17 protein-coding genes are annotated in these 15,977 nt (G+C 65.9%); 6 read left to right on the top strand and 11 right to left on the bottom strand.

The annotated features are described in order from the left end of the window. Positions 1–96: 96 nt before the first annotated feature. The 4 genes from SLQ30_RS33090 to SLQ30_RS04590 all read right to left on the bottom strand — a co-directional run bounded on the left by SLQ30_RS33090 (position 97) and on the right by SLQ30_RS04590 (position 4,017). Entirely contained in the window at positions 97–294 is a 198-nt protein-coding gene (locus SLQ30_RS33090) for a TatD family hydrolase (protein ID WP_413467943.1), read from the bottom strand. A gap of 236 nt (positions 295–530) precedes the next feature. Further along, positions 531–890: a hypothetical protein gene (locus tag SLQ30_RS04580; RefSeq protein ID WP_319448878.1), complete on the bottom strand. Its 360-nt coding sequence runs from the start codon at positions 888–890 to the stop codon at positions 531–533. A gap of 65 nt (positions 891–955) precedes the next feature. Next, positions 956–2,101, bottom strand: coding sequence for a BTAD domain-containing putative transcriptional regulator (locus tag SLQ30_RS04585; protein WP_319448877.1), 1,146 nt, complete (start codon positions 2,099–2,101; stop codon positions 956–958). Continuing rightward, positions 2,098–4,017, bottom strand: a complete 1,920-nt coding sequence (locus SLQ30_RS04590) for a serine/threonine-protein kinase PknD (RefSeq protein ID WP_413467930.1) — start codon at positions 4,015–4,017, stop codon at positions 2,098–2,100. Before SLQ30_RS04590 ends, SLQ30_RS04585 begins: the two co-directional genes overlap by 4 nt. A 94-nt stretch (positions 4,018–4,111) precedes the next feature. Here SLQ30_RS04590 and SLQ30_RS04595 point away from each other — a divergent pair, with 94 nt between their 5' ends. Further along, the gene (locus SLQ30_RS04595; RefSeq protein WP_319448876.1) at positions 4,112–4,471 is read left to right on the top strand and encodes a hypothetical protein; all 360 of its coding nucleotides are present in this window, start codon (positions 4,112–4,114) and stop codon (positions 4,469–4,471) included. A 129-nt stretch (positions 4,472–4,600) separates the two neighbouring features. On the opposite strand, the gene SLQ30_RS04600 is transcribed toward SLQ30_RS04595, so the two are convergent. Further along, positions 4,601–5,026: a nuclear transport factor 2 family protein gene (locus tag SLQ30_RS04600; RefSeq protein ID WP_319448875.1), complete on the bottom strand. Its 426-nt coding sequence runs from the start codon at positions 5,024–5,026 to the stop codon at positions 4,601–4,603. Then, positions 5,026–5,760 (bottom strand): SDR family NAD(P)-dependent oxidoreductase, encoded by a 735-nt coding sequence (locus SLQ30_RS04605; protein ID WP_319448874.1) that lies wholly within the window; start codon positions 5,758–5,760, stop codon positions 5,026–5,028. Before SLQ30_RS04605 ends, SLQ30_RS04600 begins: the two co-directional genes overlap by 1 nt. Positions 5,761–5,884: 124 nt before the next feature. On the opposite strand from SLQ30_RS04605, the gene SLQ30_RS04610 reads away from it, so the two are divergent. The 3 genes from SLQ30_RS04610 (at position 5,885) to SLQ30_RS04620 (ending at position 8,073) form a co-directional block, all read left to right on the top strand. Then, positions 5,885–6,469, top strand: coding sequence for a TetR/AcrR family transcriptional regulator (locus tag SLQ30_RS04610; RefSeq protein WP_319448873.1), 585 nt, complete (start codon positions 5,885–5,887; stop codon positions 6,467–6,469). A 110-nt stretch (positions 6,470–6,579) separates the two neighbouring features. Further along, on the top strand, positions 6,580–6,882 hold the full coding sequence (locus SLQ30_RS04615) for a hypothetical protein (protein WP_319448872.1): 303 nt from the start codon (positions 6,580–6,582) through the stop codon (positions 6,880–6,882). A gap of 129 nt (positions 6,883–7,011) precedes the next feature. Next, entirely contained in the window at positions 7,012–8,073 is a 1,062-nt protein-coding gene (locus tag SLQ30_RS04620) for a glycoside hydrolase (RefSeq protein WP_319448975.1), read from the top strand. Here the strand turns inward: SLQ30_RS04620 and SLQ30_RS04625 are convergent. Both SLQ30_RS04625 and SLQ30_RS04630 read right to left on the bottom strand, forming a co-directional pair. Continuing rightward, positions 8,070–10,199, bottom strand: coding sequence for a DNA gyrase subunit A (locus tag SLQ30_RS04625; RefSeq protein WP_319448871.1), 2,130 nt, complete (start codon positions 10,197–10,199; stop codon positions 8,070–8,072). The genes SLQ30_RS04620 and SLQ30_RS04625 overlap by 4 nt on opposite strands. Before the next feature lie 9 nt (positions 10,200–10,208). Next, positions 10,209–12,242 (bottom strand): toprim domain-containing protein, encoded by a 2,034-nt coding sequence (locus SLQ30_RS04630; RefSeq protein WP_319448870.1) that lies wholly within the window; start codon positions 12,240–12,242, stop codon positions 10,209–10,211. A 383-nt stretch (positions 12,243–12,625) separates the two neighbouring features. Between SLQ30_RS04630 and SLQ30_RS04635 the strand changes: the two genes are divergently transcribed. Next, positions 12,626–12,853, top strand: coding sequence for a hypothetical protein (locus SLQ30_RS04635; protein WP_319448869.1), 228 nt, complete (start codon positions 12,626–12,628; stop codon positions 12,851–12,853). Between the two features lie 111 nt (positions 12,854–12,964). Here SLQ30_RS04635 and SLQ30_RS04640 read toward each other — a convergent pair whose 3' ends face one another. The 3 genes from SLQ30_RS04640 to SLQ30_RS04650 all read right to left on the bottom strand — a co-directional run bounded on the left by SLQ30_RS04640 (position 12,965) and on the right by SLQ30_RS04650 (position 15,419). Then, complete coding sequence (locus tag SLQ30_RS04640) at positions 12,965–13,894, bottom strand: serine hydrolase (RefSeq protein ID WP_319448868.1); 930 nt, start codon at positions 13,892–13,894, stop codon at positions 12,965–12,967. A 115-nt stretch (positions 13,895–14,009) separates the two neighbouring features. Continuing rightward, a complete protein-coding gene (locus SLQ30_RS04645; protein ID WP_413467944.1) occupies positions 14,010–14,693 on the bottom strand; it encodes an NADPH-dependent F420 reductase in 684 nt (227 codons plus the stop codon). Between the two features lie 147 nt (positions 14,694–14,840). After that, positions 14,841–15,419: a dihydrofolate reductase family protein gene (locus tag SLQ30_RS04650; RefSeq protein ID WP_319448866.1), complete on the bottom strand. Its 579-nt coding sequence runs from the start codon at positions 15,417–15,419 to the stop codon at positions 14,841–14,843. 119 nt (positions 15,420–15,538) lie between these two features. Between SLQ30_RS04650 and SLQ30_RS04655 the strand changes: the two genes are divergently transcribed. Further along, a complete protein-coding gene (locus SLQ30_RS04655) occupies positions 15,539–15,976 on the top strand; it encodes a hypothetical protein (RefSeq protein ID WP_319448865.1) in 438 nt (145 codons plus the stop codon). Position 15,977: the final 1 nt, after the last annotated feature.

The raw sequence follows: 15,977 nt of genomic DNA on the forward strand, positions 1-15,977 counted from the left end.
CGATGGACGGTCTAGCGACAAGAACTTCCGCGCGTGCATCGCTCGATGCTGTCTCAGAAACGAACCGTTCGGTGAAGAGACAACCTATGCAAGAGATCAGAACGGAGTCTCGGACGGCCCGAGCAGAGCGCGCAGGTTCGAAACGATTGCGGTCGATATATCGCACGGTTCGGCCGAACGTAACGTAGCTATAGCGCTCACCACCTCATGCGTGTCACCGGGTTCAGCGGGCCGTAGATCTTCAGACATCGCGAACGGTCCGTCGGTCTCGGTGAGTAGTCGACTCAGCGGCAGACTCTTGACAAGCGCCTACCCCTTTGCGGTGCGAGTCATCGCGCGGTACTCATTGCAATGAGACACGTTGCGCGTCTTCGATTCTTGCTGGACATGGGTCCCCTCGTTCTTCGTTGATGTCGAGCTGGATCCCGTGCCTCGGTAGACGTGACCGTCCCGCGTCGTGAACAGGTCAAACACCGAAACTGCGGCATTGCCCGGTGGTAACTCCGCGTGCGTCCCGCCGGGCGCGGGTTTTAGTGGCTGTGGTGCTGCTCGTTGCTGCCCTTGTGGCCTTGGCCCTCGTGGTCGCCGTGCGGGGCAGAATCATGGGGGAACGGGGCGTGGTGCTGGGTGTTGGCGCTGCCGGGTGCGGGGACGGCGGTGACGTTGGGGCCCCGCGTCGCGTCTTCGAGCGCGTGGGTGATCGTGCTGGCGTCTTCGACGGCCGGTCCGGCGGTGCCGGTCATGGGGGTTCCGTCGACCTGGGTGATGGTCGCGGTGTCGGCGTGGGCTGATGCGGCGATGGCCACGACCGTTCCGCCGAGGCCGGCGAGGCCGAAGGTGAGGATGGCCGCGGCGGTGGCGATGCGGGTGGTGATCATGTGTGACTGCATGAGATAGAGCATCGGGCGCGGTCCTCAACGAAACCTCAACGCCGACGAAAGTGTTGCCGGGCCGATTACGGGGCGGGTGGCTCGGCGGGTGCGAGCTCGAACGTGAACTGGTAGCCGGCGATGGTGATGACGTCGCTGTCGGAGAGCGTTGCGCTGCCGCGAATGCGCTGGTTGGCCACCTGCACTCCGTTGGCCGACCGGAGGTCGTTGATCACGAAGCTGGCGCCGGTGTCGATCACCGTGGCGTGGTACCTGCTCACCCTGGGGTCGTCGATCACGACGGCGTTGTCGTCGCGGCGACCGATCCCGGTGGCCACCGTCTCTAGCGGGTAGCAGCGTCCCGCGGCGTCACGGAGCTGCGCCCTGTGGGTCGGCGCGGGACTGGACGTCGACGTGTGAAATTCGAGCATGGTGAAGACGGCGGATGCGTCGCTCTGCGCGATTCGTAGGACGTCCAATGGCTCTTGGCGCAGGATCTGCTGGTGCAGGGTGTGGAGGGTCGGACCGGGGTCGATGCCGAGTTCCTCGGACAGCGTGGATCTCAATCGGCGGTACGCGTCGAGGGCATCGGTTTGCCGCTCGGACACGTAGTAGGCCGTGATCAGCTGGGCCCACAGGGGCTCGCGATAGGGATGTTCGGCGACGAGGGTCTCGAGCTCGCTGATCACCGAAGCGCCGCGCCCGCAAGCGATTTCAGCCTCCGCGCGCATGACTTGGGCCACCACCTTGTCCTCGACGAGTGCGGTGGCGAACAATTCGGCGAATCGGAACTCACGCAAGTCGTCGAGGACGGGGGCGCGCCACTGTGCAAGGGCGGCTGAGAGTCGGTCGCTGGCCTGCCCGAACCGGCCTGCGGCGGCCGCTTGCACGCCCGCCGCCTTCTCTGTCGCGAATCGCCCTAGATCACACGAGAGCTCGGGCACGTTGAGCCGGTAGCCCGGCCGCGCGCTTGCCAACACGGTGCGTGGGTCGACCCCGGCGGAGCCGAAGATCTTGCGCAGGTTCGCTACGTAGACATGCAGGTTGTGGGTCGCGTCGGCGTGCCCCGAATCCCCCCATATCGCATCGATGATCGAGTCCCTCGGCACCGGGCGGTTGCGGTTGATCAGAAGCAGCGCGAGCACCGCGCGCTGCTTCGGGGTGCCCAGCGGTACCGGCTGGCGGTCCACGCTGACCTGTAGTGGACCCAGCACCCCAAAGTCCAGACTCATTGGGCGGCAGTAAGTTTCACCACGGGATTGGGGCCCGCGTCGGTCACATAGACGTTGCCCGCCCCGTCGACCGCCACCCCTTGAGGGTCGTTCAGGCCAGTGAAGGGCAGCGGGATAGCCGCGGTCGCGCCCGGCCGAAGTTCGACGATTGCGGCGTTGCCGCGGTCGGTGACGTAGACATTGCCCTTCGAGTCGACGGCCACGCCCTGGGGATCGTTGACGCCGGTGAACGGTAGCGCGTGGGCGATCGTCGAGCCTGCCGCCAGCTGCATCACTCGGTTGTTACCCGTGTCGGTGACGACGACACCGCCTGCCGCATCGATGGCGACGCCGCGGGGGTCGTTGAGGCCGATGAAGGGCAGTGTGGTCGCCGTCGTCGCACCTGCCGCCAGAAACTGCACCCGATTGTTTCCACTGTCGACGACATAGACATCGCCCGCCGGACTGACGATGATGCCGCGAGGATCGTTGAGGCCGGTGAACGGCAGCGTGGCCGCCGCAGACGCGCCCGCAGGCAGCCACACCACCCGGTCGTTACTCGAGTCGGCGACGTACACGCCGCCCTTCGCATCGACCGCCACATCTCGCGGGTTCTTGAGCCCGCTGACCGGCAGCTGGGTCGCCGCAGTCGCGTCGACGTCCAGTCGCAGCACCCGATCCCTGCCGATGGCGGTGACGTACGCGGTCCCGGCAGGATCGACCGCGACCCCGCCAGCGACGCGAATGTCCGTAAACGGCAACACAGCCTGTGAGGAGTAACCCTGGCCGACTGGTGGGGCTGAAGTGCCGCCATCGTCGGTTGATGGCTGAGCGGTATCGGATGACGGCTGCGCGGCGATGATGACCGCGGCCAGAACGATCGCCACCACCGCTGCGGCGAGAATGGCGATGATCTTGCGCGACGGCAGTTTTAGTTGCTTTAGCGGCACGATCGCCGCGGTGTCGGTGGCGCCCGTTGCCGTGCGTGCCGCGGTGGCGAGGTCCCGAACGGTCGGGTAGCGCTCGTCGGGATCCTTGGCCATGCCCTTGGCGATGACAGCATCGAGAGCGGTTGGTACGTCGGGAACGCTGGCGCTGGGTCGTGGTGGCGGAGTGTGTAGGTGGTGGGCGATCATGCCTTGTATGCCCATGTCGCTTGAAAACGGTGGCTTGCCCGTCAAGCATTCGTGTAGTACGCACGCCAGCGCGTACACGTCCACGCGCGCATGGGTTTTCACGGCGGCACCGATGGCCTCCGGCGCCATGTACGCCGCGGTGCCGATGGTCTCGCCGGCCCTCGTCAGCGTGTGGTCGCCGGATGCGTGAGCAATTCCGAAGTCGATCAGGTAGGCGAAGTCGTTGTCGGACACCAGAATGTTCGACGGTTTGACGTCTCGGTGTACCAGTCCGACGTCGTGGGCTGCCTGAAGTGCGCCGGCCACCTGGACGATGATCGCCACCGCACGGGTGGGCGTCAGTGCACCTTCCTGTTTGATCAACGTGCGCAAGTCGATGCCGTCGACCAACCGCATGTTGAGGAAGAGCCGACCGTCCAAGTCGCCGAAGTCGTGGATCGGAATGACGTGCGGCTCGGTCAGCTGTGCCACCGCCTCGCACTCCCGCCGGAACCGTTCACGCGGTTCCTCGTCCTCGGCGGAGTGCTCCGGCAACACCTTAAGCGCGACGATCCGATTGGTTTGCCGGTCGCGTGCCCGCCACACCTGGCCCATGCCACCCGCGCCCACCAGTGACAACAGTTCGTAGCGCCCAAAGGTGCGGACCGGCTCCGTGCCTTGGGTGGCGTTCCCGGCCGGCGGCGTGCCTTGGGTAGCGTCCCCGCCGGTCGGCGAACCCTTGGTGGCGTCCCCGCCGTCTACGACCGTGTCATCCATGGTGCTGCGCACTCCCGCGAACGGCCGACCCCTGTGTGCGTCCATTCAATCAGCCGAAACGTCAATATGGCGGCTTATAGGCCGACGGGCCTCGTCGGCGTTGAGGTTTCGTTGAGGACCGCGCCCGATGCTCGTTCTCATGCAGTCACACATGATCACCACCCGCATCGCCACCGCCGCGGCCATCCTCACCTTCGGCCTCGCCGGCCTCGGCGGAACGGTCGTGGCCATCGCCGCATCGGCCCACGCCGACACCGCGACCATCACCCAGGTCGACGGAACTCCCATGACCGGCACCGCCGGACCGGCCGTCGAAGACGCCAGCACGATCACCGACGCGCTCGAGGACGCGACGCGGGGCCCCAACGTCACCGCCGTCCCCGCCCCCGGCAGCGCCACCACCCAGCAGCACGCCCCGTTCCCCCATGATTCTGCCCCGCACGGCGACCACGAGGGCCAGGGCCACAAGGGCAGCAACGAGCAGCACCACAGCCACTGAACCACGACGCCAGTCCTGTTGTGATGCAGGGTGTTTGGGGCACTGCTCAGGGATGTGAGGTGGAAGGTTCGGGCACACCTCTGCGTGGATCGGCCGAACACTTGCCCACCTCGGGATCGAACCCCACCGTTACCCGATATCGGTGAGAAGTCTCCAGGGTCGCATGCCGAGGAGGCCCGCAAGGTGCCCCTGCATCTGGACGCCGGACGGCAGCGGGCGCCACCATATGGTCACCTCGGCGATCTTGCCGTCCGAGTCGAGCTGGATGTAGTCCATCCCGTCGACCACGGTGTCTTCGATCTGCAGCCGGAAGTACGCGGCGTGGTGCGTCTCTCCGCTGAGGACCTCCTTGTAGGTGAGGTCGGACGCCATCGCGCCGACCCCTCGGATGGCTTCCAGAACTGCCGCGCGGCCAGTGAGTGGCTCATCGCCGAGCGGGCCGTAAAGCACCACGCCCTCGGCGAGGATTCCGGAAAGCGCGTCTTTGTCTGCGCCGCCGTGCATGCAGTCGACGAAGAATTCCACCGTGTCGCGGTGCGGGGCGAAGGAGGTCATCAGATCGCCGCGACGCCGCCATCGACGACCAATTCCACGCCGTTGATATAGCTCGAGTCATCGGAGGCGAGGAACAGTGCGACCGAAGCGATCTCGTCGGGGCTGCCCATCTTTCCCCGCGGGATCATTGCCTCGAATTGCGCCTTCGTCTCCGCATCGAACAACTGCTCCTGGATCGGAGTGGCGACCTGGCCGGGGGTCAGCACGTTCACCCGGATCCTGCGGTCCTTCAACTCGGACACCCACACCCGTGCGTAGGCGGGCAGTACGGCCTTGCTCGCTGCGTACACGCTCCACTCGGGGTAGCCCTTGAGCGATGCGTTCGACCCTGTCATGAAGATCGATCCGCCGTCGTTGAACAGCGGCAGTGCCTTCTGGACCGTGAACAGGGTGCCGCGCGCGTTCAGCGAGAAGGCGGCATCGAAGTGCTCCTCGGTGATCTCGCCGAGCCGGCTCTGCTCGCCCGTCCCGGCACTCGCCCACAAGACGTCGATCGCGCCCTTCTCCCGCTTGACTTCGTCGAACAGTCGGTCCAGATCACCGAGGTTGGCCGAATCGCCTTGCACGCCAGTCACGTTCCGGCCGATCAGCGCGACCGCCTCGTCCACCGCCTCCTGCCGTCGGCCCGTGACGAAGACGTGAGCTCCTTCGTCGACGAATAACTTCGCACCGGCCAGCGCCATACCGCTTGTCGCGCCGGTGATCACTGCGACCTTGCCATCGAGCTTTCCCACGGTTGCTCCTCCTTCGATGCCGCCGATGCTATGTACACCGATCTGCGTACTTAACGTATAGAGCGCTTACGTCGATTGCAAGCTATGTACACAGATCGGTACCCAACTGGGCTACGCTCGGTGCATGACAGAGTTGGAGAAGGGGCCCCGCGGCCTGCGCCGCGGCAGGGGCGCACGCGAGCGCATCCTCAGCGCCTCACAACAACTGTTCCGCGACCAAGGCATCAACAGCACCGGCCTGGACCAGCTCTGCGCGGTGGCCCAGGTGTCCAAGCGCACCTTCTACCAGCACTTCGCCAGCAAGGATGAGCTGATCGCCGAACACCTGCGCCGATTCGATCCCGACCTTCTTCCCGAAGTGTTCGACCGCACTGACCTGACCCCCCGCGAACGGCTCCTCGCCGCGTTCGACCTTCACGGGCCGCTGTGCCCGTTCATCGCGGCGGCCGTCGAAATCCACGACCCGGCCCACCCGGCTCGCGTGCACGCCAGCGACTACAAGAAAGCCTTTGCCGCGCGGCTAGTCGACACCGCGCGTGAGGCAGGCGCCACCAACCCCGAACAGCTCGGCGAACAACTGGCGCTGCTATTGGATGGCGCTTCGGCCCGCAACCGAGTCCTCAACTCCGACACCTTCGCTACCGCCGCCGCTATCGCAGTCGTCCTCATCGACAGCGCCCTTCCCGCGGCAGGGGCGCCATCCAATTGACATGTGCGTCGAAAAACAAAGCGCGCATTCGGCTTTCGCGGACCGCACCACGTCATAGGATCTGCCGTGCGGAGGCGGCACACGCTGCCACTCGTTCGGAGGAGCATTGTATGGACTCTTTGACGGCGTCGGGGTTGTGCAAGAAGCTGTTGACAACCGCTGCGGCGGGGGTGATCGCCGGGATGGCCCTGATGGGTGCAACCGTCTCGGCGAACGCGACGCCCGATGATCCGGGATGCGACGTGTTTGGGTGGCGGCATCCGATGTGCGCCGGCGGCGCCTGGGATGAGTCGCCTTCCCACGAATGGGGTCCGGCGAACACTGGAATCAACCCGCTGCCGGGCGGCGGCGGGCAGATGGTGCCCAATACCGACGGTGGGCTCAGCCTGCCCGGCACACCCGGAGCCATCTAGAACGCGAGTCCCCCGTCAGGCACCCAGCCTGACGGACGAGTGGACATCGGCAATGCCACTTCGTAGCCTGTCCGGGACGCACGTGCCGGACCAGATCGGTCCCCAACGCGAAGGATCGTGACAAGCCGAATGACCCGGGTGCGCCGTTCACTTCGGCGAACGGCATACGGCTCGGCAGCCGCGGCACTGGTGCTGGCGATGTCGATGAGCGGCGTGATGGCGGATCCGGCGGCTGACGCGATGTCCACCCTCAACGAGTTGTCCCGTCAGGCGGTGCAGACTCGCGAGGCCGTCACAACGGCCCAACGCGATGTCGACGCCAAACGTGCTGCCCAGACAGCTGCCGAAGAGCGCCATGGCGCTGACCTGACCGCCCTCGAGGTCGCGAACACCGAACTCGAGCCCTTTCAGGCCGCGGTCGACCGATTGGCTGCCATGACCTACATGGGTGGAGGCACCAATCAATTCGCGGCGATGCTGACCGCGACCTCGCCGCAGCAGCTGATCGACCAGCTGTCGCTCCAGCGGGTGGTAGCCGAGCAGATGGCCGACGAGTTGAAGGCCCTTCGCTCAGGGCGTGAGCGGGCGGCCGCCGCCGCCGCGGCGTCAGAGATGTCGGCCTCCGACTCCCGCGCCGCCGCCGAGCAGGCCTCCGCGGTGCGCGCAGACCTGCAGACCAAGTGGCGCGAACTAATGCGTCAGATCGCCGCCGCGGAGGCGCAGTACGCCGGGTTGACACCGCAACAGCAGGCGGTGGTTGACGCTGCCGCCGCACCTCCGACACCGGAGGCTGCGCCCCCGATCCCCGCCGACCTCGCGGCGGCCGTCGATATCCCGGAGGCGTTGCCCATCGGCGTCGCATCCGAGGCCGGGTTACAGCCCAACACGATCATGGCGGCCAGGGCCGTGAGCGCGAGGTTCCCCCAGATTGCCACCATCGACGGAGTTCGGCCGGACTCGAAACCGTGGCATCCGAGCGGTCTGGCGATCGACATCATGATTCCCAACCCCTCGAGCCCAGAGGGCATCGCGCTCGGAAACGAGATCCTCGCGTTTGCGATGTCCAACGCGGCCCGATTCGGGTTACAGGATGTGATCTGGCGTGGCACGTACTACACGCCGGGCGGTCCGGCTGGCTCGGGTTACGGCCACTACGACCACGTGCACATCACCACGACACCACGTCGCTAACCAGCGGGCGTTATCTCCCCGCCCGACCCCTTCACCGTCGACTTCGCCCGATTCTCGGCGCGCACCGACCTGCCGCTACGCACGAACCCGGTCGCAGAGATCGACACCGACAACAGGGCATCCTCGCCGGCCACGAATGGATGGAATCCCACACCGGCGCCGCCGCGGCCCTTCACTGGGATATCCGCGACTTCGGTTACCTTCCAGCCCTTTTCAGACCTCGACAGGATCGCCTCGCCGTTCGCACAGGTGACTGGCAACGCGGCGACGATCTCGTCACCGTCACCTGCCAGCTTCATGCCCGCCACTCCGTTGCCTGCCGCGCCCTGCGGATTCACCGCGGCGGGATCGATACGGAGAATCTTCCCGCGCCGGGTCACCAGAGCCAGGTGGTTGCCATCGGCCAGCACCCCCGAACGCACCAGCCCGATGATGTCCGGAGCCACCGGGATGTCGCGGATCTTGTAGGGCAGACCGCTTCCCGTGGTGAACTTGATTCGCCCGTCGGACCACACCGCCCAACCCAGACCCGAGGTGAGCAGGTCTCCGTGGCTGTCGGAGAACACACCCCGATCGTCAAGCCGCCAGGACGCGTTGACTTTCCGCTCGCGCGGGCCGTCCTCGTCGGAGCCGGACGCCACGGGGGTGGCGTCGAAGTCCAGCACGGTGCGCCGGTCGAACTCGGGGCCTTTGAACAGTTTGGCGGTCTCCACGAGCTCCTGGTCGATCACCTTCCGGCGGGCTTCGGGGTTGGACACCAGCTCGGTGAGCGCCGTGAACTCGGCGTCCAGCTTCTCCGCTTCGGCCTGCAATTCGATCACGTCGAGCTTGGTCAGACGCCGAAGCTGAAGTCCTAGAACATAATTCGCCTGTTCCTCATCGATCTTGAACCGGTCTTGCAGCCCCTGGCGTGCGTCGTCGACGGTCTCGGAGCCGCGGATGACCGCCACCGCTGCGTCGATGTCCAGGTGAATGGTCATCAGACCGGCCACCAAGTGACGCCGCGCTGCGACCTTCTCGAGGCGGTACTCACTGCGCCGCAACACCACCGAATCGCGCAGGTGCAGGAACGCGCCGATCAACTCCCGCACCGTCCACCAGCGGGGCACCCGATCCTCGTCGAGCGCGACCAGGCTGGCGGCGAACGTCGATTCCAGTGGAGTCAGGGCGAGCAGCTGGTCGCGGATCGTCTCGGCGCTGTGTCCGCGCTTGGCAGTGACCACGATGCGCAGCCCGTTACGCCGGTCGGTCAGATCGGACATATCGGCCACCCCCGACATTTCGCCGGATTCTACGAGCGCCCGGATCCTTTCCTGCACAGTCGAACTGGCGACACCCGGCGGGAGCTCGGTCACGATGACGTTCTTCCCGTCCACCGACACCGTGCCGCGTACCGTAAACAGCCCCCGCCCGGTGGTCATGTACTCGCGCAGTCCGGTCGCGCCGACAACCGTGGCACCGCATCCCCAGTCGGGCCCTGGAATGAGCTTCATCAACGTGTCGTCAGTCGTGTTCGGCCTGGCCAGCAGCGCTCGGCAGGCCGCCATGATCTCGCGGGGATTGTGCGCGGGCACCTTGGTGGCCCAGCCTTCGGCGATGCCCACGGCGCCGTTGCACAGCAGCACCGGCCACTGCGCCGGCAGCATCGTCGGCTCGGTCCATTCACCGTCGAACGTCTGCACCATCGGTACGGCGTGATCGTCGAGCTCGGCGGTCAGCGCGGCACCGGGTGCCGACAACCGCATCTCGGTGTAGCGGTCGGCCGCGGGGATGTCGCCTTGGATGCGGGGAAAGGCCCCTTGTCCGTCAATGACTTTCACACGCTGGAATTCGGCGGCCATCAGCGCCGCGGCTCCGTACATCGACGCGCCGCCGTGGGGATGCAGGTTGCCTGTCACGGCCGAGCAGACCTTCGAGGACTTCTGCGGCTTGTTGCCGGGCAGCAGTCGGGAATCGTGCATCTGGTAGAGCAGACGGCGCTGGCCCGGCTTGAGCCCGTCGAACGCGGAGGGGATGGCGCGGTCGCTGACGCTGTAGAGCGCGAAGGTCAGCTGATACCGGTTCCAGTAGTCGTCGGCGCTCTGGTCGAGCACCAGGTCGGGGTTCTGGTCGATGACGGAGGTCACGAAGTTCTCCTAGCTGAGGTCGAGAGCGAGGGTGTCGACACGGGAGGCGATATCCGCCATCCACGAGCGCCTGCCCTCCGGTGGCCCACCGAACAGAGTGTGATGCAGCTTCGATTCACCGTCATCGAGGTGCACGCGAATCACGGTGCGCCGCTGCGGATCCAGCACGGTGTTCCAGAAATCGTCGGCGTCCATCTCGCCGAGTCCCTTGTTGCGCTGTACTTCCACCCTCCGCTTGGAGGCGGCTTTCATCTGAGTCACGGCGGCGTCGCGCTCGGACTCGTCCTGGCAGTACACGCGCTGAGTCCCGTCCTTGACGACGAAAAGTGGTGGCAGCGTCACGTAGACCATCCCGGCTTCGACGAGTGGCCGGTAGAAGTCCAGGAACATCGAGATGAGGCTCGAGTTGATGTTGCCGCCGTCGGGGTCGGCGTCGGAGGCGAACAGGATCCGGTCGTATCGGCACGATTCGGGGTCGCAGTGGTCACGCACCCCGCAGCCCAGGATGCGTTCGATCGAGTCGAACTCGTCCTTGATCCGTGCCTTGCTCACAGTGAACCCGTACACGTTCGGCGGCTTGCCCTTCAGCGGGAACGCCGCCTGGAAGGTGGCGTCCCTGGCCGCCTTGATCGTGCCCAGTGCAGAATCGCCCTCACACAGGAACAGTTCGGCACCCGACCCACGACCGGTCTCCTTGCTGGGCAACAGCTTCGGCGGGAGCGACAGATTCGTACCCAGCCCCTTGGCCTTCGACGCCGCCCTGGACCGGGCCTTCGCGCCCTCGGCGCTACGCCGAGCCCTGGCGGACTCGAGGGCCAGCTTGGTCCACAGCGTCACGGTATCGCCGTTGCCGGGGTTGGCGGCCCAGATGTTGACGCCGCGGGCCACGTCGGGGGCCATCGCCACGTTCAGTGACCGCGACGACACCGCAGTCTTGGCTTGGGAATCCCACGACACGTCGGGCGCGCGGGTATCGACGGCCAGTGCGGTGACCGCGGCGAAGTCCTGCGGTTCCGGGCCTTCCTCGCCCTTGGCCAGTCCCAGGTCTCGGATCCGGGAAGCCCGTTCCGCCAGGGCCTCCGACAGCCCCTTCACCGCGGCGGTCAGGTGGGATCCGCCGCCGGGGGTGCGGACGGTGTTGCAGAACGCGGCCACGGTGGCCGGTTCAGCGGGTCCGGCGGTCAACGACCACCGGAACGGCGTCGGGCCGCGGCCGGTGGTGTACTCCCCACGACCCTCCACGACAGCCCGCACACCGGGGGCGGGAGTGCCCGCGGCGGCGCACATGAGGTCGAGCAGCGTGTCGGTGCCCCACGGGCCGCTGAACGGTTCGAGCAACTCGGGCCGGATGTCCTCGCCGGGCCAGCCTTCGTCGACGACGACGAGGTGCACCCCGGGTGACATCCGCGCAGCGGCGTGCGCTCGCAGCAGCACTTCGTTGATGTCGACGGTCGAGTCCGGCACGACGATCGGGTCGAACAGGATGCGCACCGTGGTGCCGTGCGCGTCGGGCTTGCGGTTGCCGGTGCCACGTAACTTCTGTGTGTCGGCGCGGGTGAACGGAGCGTCCGGATCGAAGTCCTTGCCCTCGAACACACCGGGGTAGCCGCCGCCGAAACTCTGCAGGTAGGTCTTTCCGGCTCGGCGCACCGCCACGTCGGTACGTGCCGAGATGAACACTGCTGCCGCGGCACCGATTCCGTTCAGTCCGGCACCCGTGCTGGCGGCGTCGGTATGCGCGGAGAACTTGCCGCCGGCGCGTGCGGTGCCGAGCGTCTTGACGATGCCGTTCTTCCCGTTCACCGGATCCGAGTCGACGGGCAGGCCCCGGCCGTCGTCGGCGACGCTGACAGATCCGTCGACGTGCAGGGTGATCGTCACCGCGGCACCGCCGTGGCTGGGGTCGGCGACCTCCTCGATCGCGTTGTCCACCAGCTCCCGCAGCGCGGTGTTGAGCACGTCCAGACCGAGATTCACCGCAGGCCGCAGGCGAGTGTGCTGGACATCGTCGAGCTCGGTGATGTCGGCGGCGGTGTAACTCACTGCAGATCCCTTCATCAGGTGGGACATGGACGCGTCCATTCTCCCCCGGGGCCCCGACACCGGGCGTCGTCGTGTGCCCCCGTGTCGGCGCGATTTTGCTCTCAGTTCATGGCGTGTGCGGTCGCGATGTCCGAATGGAGCTCGGATACCGGCCACCTGCGCCTCGCGCGCGACACGTCTGCCAACTTTTGCTTCTCGAAACATGTAGCCGCAGCGCGTTGATTTCGCTCAAGGACTTGACAGATGCTTGCTCCGGGCTCGTGCACCAGGACTTCAGTCCGGTCACGCGCGCTCACATACGCCTGCCCAGTCCAGAAGCGTTCGGTGACAACGTTTATAGCGTCGCCAGCGGACCGTGTAACCGTTAGATGAAAGGCGGTTCCGTGGCCAAGTTCTCCTACACACCGACCAGGCTCGGAAAGTTGTATCAGGGCAACCCACTTCCCGTGGTCGTCGAGGCCACCACCTACTACCCCGCGGGCGCGGTGACGTTCGGTGTCGAAGGCAGGGCTCTGTTCGAGGACGGCAGCGATGCGCCGTGGGCCGGCGGGCCGAGCTGTTTCGGTTCGCCGGTGCGACCGCACTTGCCGATGAGATCGACCCCGGTGTGATCGACTCGGTCATCGTCGACGTCGAAGCCCACCTGCGCAGCCGCGAGCTCCAGCTCGCGAAGTAGCAGAACGGATGTGGACACCAAGTTTGAGGATCGAATCCAGCGGCGTTTAGATCTTGCCGCCCGGGAACATCGTCTTGACGGCCTGAGTGACGGTCTCGCGGGCTGCGGCGGCGTCGTCGGGTTCTAGCGAGCTGATCGCCATCACGTAGCGGCGTTCGGGTCCGATCACGCCGGTGGACACGTGCAACTGGTTGGCGCCGTTCCAGCAGCAGAACCAGCCCTGCTTGACTGCAACAGGCTCGGCGTAGAGCCCCTCGGGGATGCCGAACCGCTGCGGATACCCGTCGGTTCCCGTCGGTGTGGATTGCGCGAGGTTGCCGATGATGACGTTGGCCTGTTCGGGTGGCAGCCCGCCGCTTCCGTTCAGCAGCATGTCGTAGTAATGAACCAGATCGCTTGCGGTACTTGTGGTCACGTCCCAATGCCCGTTGGACGGTGCCGTCGTGCCCGGCAACCCGTACCGCGCCTTGACGCGCGCGATGACGGCGTTACCGCCGCTCCGGTCCCAGAAATTCTGGGCCGCGCCGTCGTCGGAGGAGCGCAGCATGATGTCGAGTGACTGGCGGTCGGCAGCGGAGAGTTTGGTCTTGCCCTGGGACTCCTGCAGCAGCAGGTCGTCGGCGATGAACAGCTTCACCACGGACGCGATCGGGAAGGGCTTGTTGTCCCCGTTGGAGACGAGCTGGCCGGTGTTGCGGTCCAGCACCACGGTCTCGATGTCGGCCCCAGACTTCGCCGCGTCGGCGGTAGCTTGACGGACGCGCGCGTCGAGGCCGTCGAACGACGCCGCCGACTGGCCGGGTGGCGCTTCGGGCAGCGCAGGAAGCGAGGCCTCCGGGGCGCTGACCGTTGCTTGCGGGGTGTTCTCCGCGGCCGGCGGGCTACCCCCGGCCTGGGCCTCACAACCGCTTACGACCAGCGCCACACAGACGATCGCCATTCCCGCCATTGCCTGATTCGACAGCCACCGACGCATAAATTTCCTCCGAGCAGGTCCTGAACCAGGGGAGCAGGGTCAACGCTGCGCCCATCGGTTACCTAGCCTAATCGGCCACCCCAGTCGGTGTGGGGGTGAGGCCGAAGGAACCTACTCACGCCGTGCGCGCGCTCCATTCGGACGTTCGCTCGGGCGTCGCCTCGGCGAGCGCCTTTAGGGTGTCGTCCGAGTCGAAATCCTTGCCGTACACCGGCGTTCCTGGCTGCTGGCGCCACGATTCGGAAATCGGACCGGCATCGACGGGCTCGAATCCGAGTTGTTCGACGATGCCGTGGACCAGTTCACGGCCCGGTCCGTCCTCGCCGGCGATCGGCAGCGCGATGCGGTTCGGTGTGCCGTTCGGCGTCCCCTTCTCGAGCAGATGCTTCCACCAGATCCCGTTGAACACCTTGTACACCGGTGCACCGATCTGCTCGGCGACCCACGCACTCTCGAGCTGACCGTCCTCGATCCCCGCGATCTCACCGTCACGCTGCTGGGGGTAGTAGTTGTTCGTCTCGATGACGGGGGCACCTGGCTTGCGGGCATCGACGATTCCGTCGGCGAGGTCGGGGACGTTCTTCTGCGGAATGCTCACGACGACGAGGTCGGCATCAGCCGCGGCGTCCGTGGCCCACACCGCCGTCGCACCCGTTTCATTCGCGAGGTCTGCAAGTGTTTCAGGAGAACGCGAGTTCGACACGCTGACTTCGTGTCCAAGTTCGCGGAACCGACGCACCAGCGTGCCGCCAATCTGACCTGCCCCGATGATTCCGATTCTCATGCATTGCCTCCGTATGGTGTTTCCATCTCCGAGGAGCAACCTCCGACATCCGGGGCGCTATTCCGCCCCGGTACGGACAAAAGAGCGCTCGACGGTCTAGAGCGCTATGTTCACCGGTAGTGACCAGCGGCAAAGTGATTGTCGCAGTTGGTCCTTGACTACTCAGACATGCAGGGTGGGGCAGTAGATGAGCTCCTGGATATTGCCGTCGAGCGTGCGGCTCTCGATCATCTCGAGGTCGAAGTCGGCCGCACCCTGAAAGATCGGATCATCACCGGTCTGACCGGTGATGACGGGAAAGAGTGTCACCTGCACGCGGTCGACCAAGCCGGCGGCCATCAGTGCCCGGTTCATCGACAGGATGCCGTGCGAGCGCAACGGGACTTCGGACTCCTTTTTGAGGCAGGCGACGACGTCGACGGCATCACCGCTCACGACGGTTGCGTCGGGCCAGTCGAGAGGTCCATCCAGGGTGGTCGACACCACCGTCGCCGGTAGGTTCCTCATCCGGGTGACCCATGGGTCACGCACCGAGTCGTCGGTGTTCGAGGCGATCATCTGCGCGAATGCCTGATATGTGTTGCGCCCAAACACCATCCGCTGTTCCTCCTCGTATAAGGCGAGGCGGTGGCTGAGCAGTTCCGGGCCTTGCTTACCCCAGTAACCGCCCCAGTCGCCGCTGCTGACGCCGCCGAAGCCGTCGAGGCTGGAAAAGGCGTCGAACGTGTAAGTGGCGGCCATCATGCTCTCCTCGAATGTGGGTCATGGGTATGTGAATGCAGACGGGAAAGGGCGGCGAAATTCATCGCCGTGTCCGACCATGCGCTAACGCTGCGGCTGTGACCGTCGATAACAGAGGCATGACTCCGCTCCGTGTCGCCTGCGCGCTCGCCGTCGCGGTGACTGTGCCTTGGTTGTGGGTAGCAACGGCCCACGCCGATGCCTTCGCGCAACTCGGTCGAGTTCCGGTGGTGGCGTCCCCGACGTGTGCCGGTAGCGTCAGCGCCGAGGCTCAGGTGACGCCAGTGCAGGTCGACGACCGTCTCGAGAACGGTGTTCGCGTCGCGATTCACTACGACGCCGGCATCTACGACGGTTCCTGTGCGCTTACCGTGACCGCCGCCTGGGCGAATCTCGACACTGGCGCCTCTGGAAGCAGGGACATCACCGCGGTATCGACGATCGATGGGCACTACGGATTCATCGGTTACGCCAACACGACGTTCGAAACGGGTAGCGGCACGGTGGTCATCACGCTGAGTTCGCATCCGGGTGCCGAACTTCGAATCACGGCGTGAG

Source organism: Mycobacterium sp. RTGN4 (assembly GCF_033804635.1).
GTDB lineage: Bacteria > Actinomycetota > Actinomycetes > Mycobacteriales > Mycobacteriaceae > Mycobacterium.